The organism is Enterococcus diestrammenae (assembly GCF_049384045.1).
In the GTDB taxonomy this organism is placed as follows: domain Bacteria; phylum Bacillota; class Bacilli; order Lactobacillales; family Enterococcaceae; genus Enterococcus_C; species Enterococcus_C diestrammenae.
The window spans coordinates 1-9697 of sequence record NZ_JBMRGR010000033.1; the positions used below are offsets into that span (position 1 = coordinate 1).

The window sequence follows — 9697 nt, forward strand, 5'->3', positions numbered from 1 at the left end:
CCATTCTCTTAGAATTTGTTATTATTCTTTTTGCCAATTCAACTAGTTATCACTTGACTTATAATAGTTAGTCTCTCTTGACCCTGCTAGCTTCTCAAATTAATAGCAATATCAAAATTGCTAACAACAACGACTTTTGATTTCCCTAGTCCTCACATCTCAACTCACTGCCTCTTCTGGAGCAAGGGCCGTACCATAGGCAATAGCCGCCTCGCGTACCCAGTCCAGTCGCTGGGGTGCAGTAGCCAGAGGTACGGTGCAATCGGCTCCCAATAACACCCCTTGTGTACCCGCCTCTTGTAGCAGTCGTCGCGTTTCAGCAAATACTTCTTCTTGAGAGCCTTGATACAAGATGCCTGCTGTTGTGTTGTTAAAGCCCCCCAACACAGGTCGTTGAAACAACCGTTGGCCCGTCGCCAAGCTCACCCCTTCCACCGTCACCGCCCAATTCACAGCGGTTGCCGGGTAATCCAAGTACCAGGTCAAATCATTTTGGGCACCTTCATAGCCACAGATATGCAGCACCGTTAAGCCCGCGACCGCCTCAGCTGCTTTCAAAACACTTTTCTCGGCTGGCGCGATCACTTGCTGATACAGTGAAGCAACCACTCGTGAATCCTGCAAATTTTGTACGGAGAAATAAATGCCCTCTGTCCCACTTTCTTGAATCACCAATTGAGCTAAATGGGCCAGATCCTTCGCAATGACTTGCAAGGCTTGCGCCACGGCCGCAGGATCAGCCACAATCAGCTCTGCCAGTTGTTTTTCACCCCCGGGCAATTGCCACTTCAATAAAGTCGCCGGTGAAAAAATATTGTAGAAAGAAACAATCTCCTCCACAAACTGTTCCCGCTGGCGACGTACCAAAGCCACTTGTTTAGTAAACCAAGGATGATTTTCTGACAGCCCTTTGATTTGCGCCAAATCCGCCGGCGTCTGCACCTGCTCCAACGCCTCATCTGGATAGCGAAAATAGCCATCACTCATCAACTTGATAAAATCCGGTGCCACCGCCTGAATAAATTGCTGATGCCCTGCCACGTTTGCCTCAGCAATCTCACTATCTGTCAAGGCATCTGCATGCAACTCATCCTTTACAAAATGGTGCCAAAATCCCACCGGCACCCGCTCTACCTTTTCACCACGTAAAGCAGCTAAAACCAATTCTCGTTTCGTCATCTTATTTCCTCCGTCCCTGAAAGTCACTGCTCTGGCCTATCCCACCAGTATTTTCGTCAATGTATCCCGCATCGACCTGTCCAAAAACCTTGTAATCACAACTCAACAACTAACAATCCATCATCGCTAAACTCCTAGTTTTCGAAACGTCCCTCTTCGAAAACAGAAAGACCATACTTTCGCTCCACAACTCTCCGAAAAAAGGTTTTTGCAGGAGCAGCGCGTCCACGATATACTTACTCCTACAACCTAACTCCGAGTTTTCGAAACGCTCCTCTTCGAAAACAGAAAGTCCAAACTTTCGCTCCCAATCGCTCCGAAAAAAGAAAAAAAAGAGGGCCTGATCGTTTTTCGATCAAGTCCTCTGGCATTTTTGTAAAAGTTCCACCAGCTTATTTAGAAGCTAGCACCGTTAACAAAAGTTTGCCAAAGAACACGATGGACAAAGACACATCATGTTTTTTGACATCATTTGGTTAGCACTGACAGTTGTTGACAATTTTGCATGCGTCTTAGTCATCCTGTTCTCCTCCTTTAAGTTGTTTTTGAAGTGCTTCAGCGGTTCCTCCGCTAGAAGCTTTGCTAGTTGTTTAAAGCTTGTGATGACTATACCATGAAGGATTCCATTTGAATAATCGCTAAAATTTATCGTTAGGTATTGGTTTTGCTTATGGATAAATACTCGTCAACTTATCACCATTTTCCGTCAACTATGCTATGCTAGACCTATCAAATGTTGCAGCGCTGATACTGACAGACGCTGACAATTCCCCAAAGGAAAGGATTTATTGCTATGGCCGTCAAAGATCAAGTTTTAGCCTTTATGAAGCAAACACCGGAAGTCTTTTCTGGTGAAAAACTCGCCCAAATACTAGGCGTTTCCCGTACTGCCGTCTGGAAAGCCATCAAGGAACTGGAAAAAGCTGGCTGGCGTTTTGAACACACAGCTGGTGGCTATCGCTATTTACCCTCGGATGTCCTAGATGTCGGCGAAATCCTCGGACGACAACCGATGGATTCCTCCACCACCGCCCGCCAAGCAACGATTGAAAACTCCTTTCCAGCTCCCCAAAAATGGACAGCTAGTGGTCTTCCCGCAGATTTAACGATTGAAATTACCACCACCACCGAGTCCACCATGCTAGATGCCAAACGAGCCATTACAGCTGGCGCCAGTACTCCCCGGCTATTTTTGACAGAAACTCAAACTGGCGGACATGGCCGTTTTGGACGACCTTTTTTCTCACCGGCAGGGCAAGGGATTTATATGACTCTACTGCTCAATCCGAACCACAGTTTTCAAGAGACACCCCAATATACCCTACTGGCAGCGGTGGCAGTGTGTCGAGCAATCCATGAACTCACCGGGCGTGAGGCCCAAATCAAGTGGGTCAACGATATCTATCTTGATGGTAAAAAAATCGTTGGTATTTTATCTGAAGCACAATCAGATATGGAGTCGGGTACCATCAGCCATGTAGCTATTGGAATGGGGTTAAATTTCTCCACGCCTCAAGCAGATTTCCCTACCGAAATCGCTAAAAAAGCTACTTCCTTGTTTGCAGCTGGTCAGCCTTCCATTACTCGCAATCAACTGATTCAGGCTATTTGGCGCCACTTTTTCCAATTGCTCGCTGGGCTACCAGAAGATACCAGCTATCTTGAGGAATACCGCAGACGTTCTTTCGTCTTAGGCCAAATGGTGACGTTTCGTCGTCAAGGAGTCGAATACCAAGGAACCGCCACCGCTATTACCGATTTGGGTGAACTAGTTGTTACGACAGCTTCCGGAGTGATTACTTTGAACTCTGGTGAAATCAGCTTAAGCCAAATTGGTCAACAAAACCTACGATAAACTGGAGGAAGTTGGGGCTTTCACTCTTTGCCGCAAACATCTCGACTGCAGTTTTACTTGCAACAAGCTGCTACACCCAGCGTCTCCTCGAAAAACAGCAAAACGCATGAATACTCCTAAAAATAGCGAGTTCATGCGTTTTGTTATTTTTTTACTGAACTAACGTGCCAAGACACATCGATTGACCGTGTCGGTGATACAAGTCTGCAAACTGATACGTTCACCACCAGCATCGAGCATTCGTGGATAGACATCATCAGTTAAATCATTGTTATTATACCCATCATCAGTCACATCAATCACTTCATAAACCGTGTAACTCCGTGCATTGCCATTCCCGTCCGTAACGGTGATGACTGCACCTACCCCAAGGCTCATGACGGCTGAAAAATCACCAGGATTATGACCGATAAAATGAGTTGGCGCGCCATCTGTCGTATTGCCAGTCCCCAGCCATGCTCCCGCTCCAGTAGCTGGTGCCGCCCCGACACCTTGAGATTGGACAAAGGGTATCGACACACCGGCAAATTGCAAGCTAGAAGCTACGACCGTAGATTCTGGACGGCTTCCGACTTTTTCTTCTGAGGAAGCCGGCGTTGCAGTCGTCGCTTCAGATTCCGATGTAGGGGGTTCTGCTGCTGATTCTTCCACCGATTCTGAACTTACCTCTTGAGCCAATCCAGAATTGCCATCATTTTGCCATTGACTAGCTGAGACGCTGGATTCAGTCGTCGCTATTGCTTTGCTAGCTGTTGATTCTTCAACTTTGGCGGAGGCTCCTGCTTCATCGGTGCTAGCGGTTGTGGTGGCTTCCGTTTCTTTAGCAGTCGCTGTTTCTTCACTTGTCCTTTGTGTATCTTGGTCTGTTTTGGCTTCGACTGCTGGCGCTTTCGGAGTTTTTTCCATTACAGTGACAATTACTTGTTTCGTTGCCAGATTGCCAGCTTGATCCCGAGCTTCAATCATCACCTTTTGCTCTCCGACTTTTTGCCTATCGTAGCCCTTGATTGTCAGATTAGCTAGTGCCAATTTTCCACCCGTATCATCACTAGCAGTCACGGCCTCTAGCGGAAACGCCACGCCGGATTCAACAACTAATTCTTTTGCCACCGTGATTATCGGAGCCACATCATCGATGACACTCACATTGGCGCTACGATGGATGACCACATTTGATGGCATTTGGATGGTCAAATTCATTTTGTAAGTGCCCGGTACCAGCTCCTGCAAATCCGTCAGCTGATCCACTTCCAGCTTGGTGACAGTTCCAATACGATCCCCTCGCGTCAACGTCGCCAACTCAGCCGCGGTGATCCGTTTATGCTTGGAAGTCTTCAAAGTCAAGTGCTCCACAAACAATAAATCCGCCTCTTTACGTTCCCGAGCAACTTGGGCTTGATAGTCCTGCTCATCAGCATAGGAACTGTAACTATAAAAACCAACACTAGTACTTATACCAAGAAAAATTGCCACCAATAGAATAACGCCACTTCTTTTCTTCACGTAAAACATCCATTTCTATATTTTTTATTATGTTCAAAGATAGCGAAAATCTCAGCTGTTTTTGCTTTAAATATTATCGATATTTCCCTATCCTCCGTAATTTAACATGTTTGACCATCAAGAATCGCCTTCCATGAACTCTCAATAATTTTCGTTTTATTGAAATAAACGGTCCGGATAACAATAGTTTCAATAACTAAATCGCGACATCACTAATCGCTATAAAGAGATTTGCCATTGATCACATAACAATTTTTCAGAACATTTCCCCTCGTGGCTTTCCTTGCTCCCAACCTTCCTAGTGGTAATTCTTTCCCCATTGATAATTTCGTCTACAAAAAAGCGTCCAAACCCCATAAATGGTTTTTGGACGCTATTTCACTGGCTTATTCTTTTTTGAAGTGCTGCTTATGCTAACTGAACCCATACCACTGGCTTTTTCTAGTTAAATCACTAAATCAAATTTCAAAGTGACCCCTACTCTAATTCAGCCACTGCCAAACAATTCCTAATGCCACTCCCAAGGCATAGCTGGTATTAAACAGCACCATATTCTTCAAGGAATAGACAAAACTATGAGGTGCCGGTAATTCACGACGATGAGCCGCCAGATTTTGCCGCACCTTAGGCAAGGTAGTCAAGACAATCAGAATCGGCCACTGGAAGACCCCTGTCAACAAGCCCACGATAACCGCTACATAACACCCATACATCAGGATTGAAAACAATCGCAATCCCGTCTCCCGCCCCAAATAATAGACTAACGTGTAACGATGGTTTTTGATATCTGCCTCCAAATCTCGCAAATTATTGGCCAGCATAATATTGGCAATGGTGAAAACCAAGGGTAGAGAAGCCACTAACAGCGCCAAGACCGACCAGAAATTTCCCGTCAAAGCAAACTGACCACTAGCAAAATCCACATCCAGGTAAAACGCCCCAAGATCATAGGTATTGATGTAGACTACCATGGCAAAAATCCCCAGCCCCATGGTTAAACCACTAAAAATTTCCCCCAGAGGCATCCGGGACAAAGGAATCGGCCCTGCTGTGTAGAAAACACCGATAAAACAACATGCCAACCCCATCACCAATAACAGCCAACCCGTCTGCCAGCTCAAAAAACTACCCACTGCTGCTGCAAATACCAACATCCCGATTATCAGCCCTCGTACCCCATTCAAACTCAAACGCTCGACGCCAATCACATTTTCCTGCTGACGGTAAGCATCCGTTTTTGCTTTTTGATAATCCATATAATTATTGATGGCTGTCGTGGTCATGTCAAACACCAACATCCCCACAAAGAAAATAACTGTCAATCCCCAATGAACCTGCCCAAAAAAGCTCAAAGAAAATAACGTTCCAATCACAAAAGGGAATAAACTAGCAATCTTCGTACGAATTTCCACCAGTTCCCAAAATGCCGCCCATGTCATCTCTTTCATCCTTCCTAATTTCGCTCCTTAAAGAAACTTCTCTCCAAGTCGTTACTACTCTACTTGAAATGAACTTGCAAAAGGGCAGTACCGTTACGGCCTGCCCTAACTCAGTTTTATTGTAACGACTTCTCAAGCAAAACGCCAAGATTCTGACGTCTAAAGCTTGAAACTATTTTGTTAGCTCACTGCGATCCCCCATCGTATACCCGGAATCTTTACCGATGACGAAATTGTCCTCTAAGCCTTTGGTAATGTAGACCTTGTCTTCTTTTGTAACAAAAATCGCTTGGGTGCCATCATCCATCGCCTCGACAAATTCCAGACCTTTTTTGGTCCCCATGGCAAAGACTGAAGTTGATAAAGCATCCCCATCAATTGATTTGTTAGTGACAATAGAGACACCCGCGATATCGTTATCGAAAGGATAGCCGGTTTTGGAGTTAAAGAGATGATGATACTTCACGCCATCCACTTCCAAAAAGCGTTCATAAATACCGGAAGTAACCACTGTTTTATTGGTTTCTTTAATGGTACCTACGACAGTCCCACGAGCTTGATTGGGATCTTGAATGCCGACATTCCAAGGTTCATTTTGACCCCGGAAACTATTGCCCATCACAAAAACATTTCCCCCGAGATCCACCACGGCACAGGTCACGCCTTGCCTCTTCAAGACTTTCACTGCCTCATCGGTGATGTATCCCTTGGCAATCGCCCCCAGATCAATCAAAGCATCCTTGTCTTCCAAATAAACTGTTTGGGCCTGATCATCAAAATCGACTTTCTCAAAATCGATATGTTTTAAGGCTTCGTCAATCTCTGCTTGTTCCGGTTTGCGGGCATCATCAAAGCCGATGCGCCACAGCTGAGTGATGGCCCCGATAGTCATATTGAAGGCCTCGTCGGTTTCTTTACTATAGTTATACGCTGCCTTTAACAGATAATAGATATCATCACTGACTTTCACCGGTTCAACCCCGGCTTTGGCGTTGATAGCGTCAATTTCAGAGCCTTTTTGATTGATGGTAATCTTGTCTGCCAATTCTTTAATCCGATCAAAAGCCGGTTCCAGTGCACTTTCTTTGCCATCATCGTACACGCGAATCCGCACATAAGTCCCCATCAAAAACTTTTCCTGGGCATAAGGTTCTTCTCGTAATTTTACTTTCTCGGCTTTTTTGCCACAGCCTGCCAGAACCAAAACCATCATCATTGCGACTGTCAGCCATGGCAGGTATTTTCTCACTCGTCTTTTCATCTTGTAACCCTTTCTCTTACTACTTTTTTCAGCCTTCTTATCATAACATGAAGCCTGCTTTCCTAAAATAAAAAAGCGTTTCTGAGGGACTTTTTTTAAACATTTTCAAGCAACAGGCTCGACGAAACAGAAAAAAAACCAATTCCCACATATCAAGTGAGAACTGGCGGATGTTATTGCTTATTTAGGTGCTTATTTTGTCGCTTCGTTGGCTGCATCGACAATCAATTGCAAGTAGCCTTTTGCATCAGTGAAAGTAGCCCCAGATACAACATCGGCAACGTTTTTACCTTCGTCGTCGATTTTACCAGCAGCTTCTTCAATTTCAGCAACCGTTTTGCCTTGAACGAATTTTTCAATCGCCGTTGCACTTTCTTGCCAAGTTTTTGTCGCTTGTGCATGGTCTTTCATCAAAGCAGAGTAGGCATCATTGTTAGCCAATTTTGAAGCCAACACTTGACCGTCTGCGATTCCTTCGCCAAAGGCCCCGTTAGAGTTTGGTACACCACCGAAATCAGCCGGATCAGTATATTGGAATTCATCCAAGAAAGTAGCAGCAATCTTATCGCCATCCATCGCGACGGTTACTACGCCAAAGGATTTGTCTCCATGAGGCGCGCCTAAAATCATCGCTTCTTTCAAACCATCTGCATTGGTGATTGCTTGTCCTTCTGAAACCATTCCCGAAGTCGCAGCATCAACAATCGCTTGTAAATAACCCCGAGTATCGGTAAAGGTTGAACCAGATACCACGTCAGCAACGTTGCCACCATCATCAGCGATTTTTGCGATTTCTGTTTCTAAATCAGCTGCCGTTTTGCCTTTTGCAAAATCAGTAATCGCGGTGATGCTTTCCTGCCACGTTTGCGTCGAACCAGCGTGATCTTTCATCAAAGCAGAGTATGCATCGCTGTTTTCCATTTTAGCAACTAAGATATTGCCTTCTGGGAATGCTTCACCAAAGGCACCATCGCCATTTGGAACAGCTTTCCAATCGTCTGTTTTTTCTACATATTGGAATTCATCAATTTTAGCAGATAAGATTTTTTCACCATTCATCGTGACATTTACGACAGCAAATGATTTGTCTCCATGAGGCGCTGCGTACAATTGACGCATATAAACCGTGCCTTCCGCCGGTACTTTCGCATCTTCTGATTTGCCATCTGCAATCGTAACTTCTGCGTTTGCGGCACTGGATTCTTCTGTAGAAGCTTGCGCTGAAGATGAGACCGTCGTGCTTGAAGCTGCTTGTGAAGATGAGTCAGCGCTACCGCCATTATCCGCACTACAAGCCCCTAAGATCAAAGCAGAAAAAGCCAACGCACTAACCCCTGCAATCAATTTTGTGGATTTCATTTTTCTTTCTCCTTTTCGATAAATGTTATTGTTTGTGACCTCTTTCATTTTGTCGTTTTTCGCAGCAGATGTCAACTAAAACGATAACAAATCTACCTTTCTGAGGGGAATCAATTTGTTGTTAGACACAGATTATTCAAGATTGTAGATGAAATTCACAATCGCTGATAAAAAGCGTATTTTAATAGGGATAAAACCACTCATTACCATGAAACAAAGCAGTTCTTTTCTGTAATTTTTTTGGTTACTTAATATTTTCTATGTAAGTTAAAATAACTAATCAGTAAAATTGGTCAGGCGATAAGCCTACCTTCCCGTGGTTCCACAACTTGAACAATCGAGTAGGAGACGAGGGATTATTTCCCCCGTCGACCTCTCACAGCACCGTGCGTACGGATCCGTACACGGCGCTTCGGTAAAACAGTCCTCTTGGCTGGTAATTTCCGCTTCATCTCCCCGCTAGAACTATGCTCTCTGGAAATACGCTTTCGATTTCTCATCTCTACTAACATCATTATCCAAAGCGTTTCTCATATTTTCTGCACTTCGTTTTTCGCGACTACTATTTCAATTCGGAAATTCATTTACCGTTCGGTCCTTCGCTCTTACTTGCTTTCGCAAGTCGTCCTCACTACTACGACCTCTGCTGACTTCTTACGATTCATCCCAATGTCACCACTGGGATTGTGATGGTTCATTTTCTTTCAATTCCCACATCACCCTCATAAGATCTCCCCCGGTAAGGCGTAACAACTTTCACTCCATGTCACCTCTTGATTTACACGATACACTTCTTGTACAGTTATTGGGCTTTAGCTTCTTTAGCAGCCTTACCCGTGTATCCCGCCTTCTATCAAGTTTCTGTTCGTAAGTGCAGAGTTTTGCTTTAGGCTTCCTTCAGATTCCACCTCACGATGGACACCCTTGCCATCAGCTAACACTTCCCACTGTCGGGCGTGTAGTGGACTTTCACCACCAAGTTGCTACCCATGCAGGGCGCACTAAAAAAAGAGCAACTTTTCAGGAAGCTGCTGAAAATCTCTAAGAATTATGTTTCTAATTTTAAATGATAGACAAAAAAATAGGACTTCAATTCAATTT

Annotated in this window: 6 protein-coding genes; 1 reads left to right on the forward strand and 5 read right to left on the reverse strand. The window is 44.7% G+C overall.

Going from position 1 to position 9697, the window contains the following annotated elements:
• Window positions 1–159 precede the first annotated feature (159 nt).
• Window positions 160–1179 (reverse strand): uroporphyrinogen decarboxylase family protein, encoded by a 1020-nt coding sequence (locus tag ACO03U_RS13610; RefSeq protein ID WP_204688027.1) that lies wholly within the window; start codon window positions 1177–1179, stop codon window positions 160–162.
• Between the two features lie 793 nt (window positions 1180–1972).
• Here ACO03U_RS13610 and ACO03U_RS13615 point away from each other — a divergent pair.
• Window positions 1973–3034 (forward strand): biotin--[acetyl-CoA-carboxylase] ligase, encoded by a 1062-nt coding sequence (locus ACO03U_RS13615; RefSeq protein ID WP_204688025.1) that lies wholly within the window; start codon window positions 1973–1975, stop codon window positions 3032–3034.
• Window positions 3035–3193: 159 nt separating this feature from the next.
• On the opposite strand, the gene ACO03U_RS13620 is transcribed toward ACO03U_RS13615, so the two are convergent.
• From ACO03U_RS13620 to ACO03U_RS13635, 4 genes are all read right to left on the reverse strand, one after another.
• Entirely contained in the window at window positions 3194–4537 is a 1344-nt protein-coding gene (locus tag ACO03U_RS13620; RefSeq protein ID WP_204688023.1) for a sortase domain-containing protein, read from the reverse strand.
• Between the two features lie 482 nt (window positions 4538–5019).
• Window positions 5020–5976: a 1,4-dihydroxy-2-naphthoate polyprenyltransferase gene (gene menA, locus ACO03U_RS13625; protein ID WP_204688029.1), complete on the reverse strand. Its 957-nt coding sequence runs from the start codon at window positions 5974–5976 to the stop codon at window positions 5020–5022.
• A 172-nt stretch (window positions 5977–6148) separates the two neighbouring features.
• Entirely contained in the window at window positions 6149–7237 is a 1089-nt protein-coding gene (locus ACO03U_RS13630) for an FAD:protein FMN transferase (protein ID WP_204688021.1), read from the reverse strand.
• 192 nt (window positions 7238–7429) lie between these two features.
• A complete protein-coding gene (locus ACO03U_RS13635; protein WP_204688019.1) occupies window positions 7430–8596 on the reverse strand; it encodes a peptidoglycan-binding protein in 1167 nt (388 codons plus the stop codon).
• Window positions 8597–9697: the final 1101 nt, after the last annotated feature.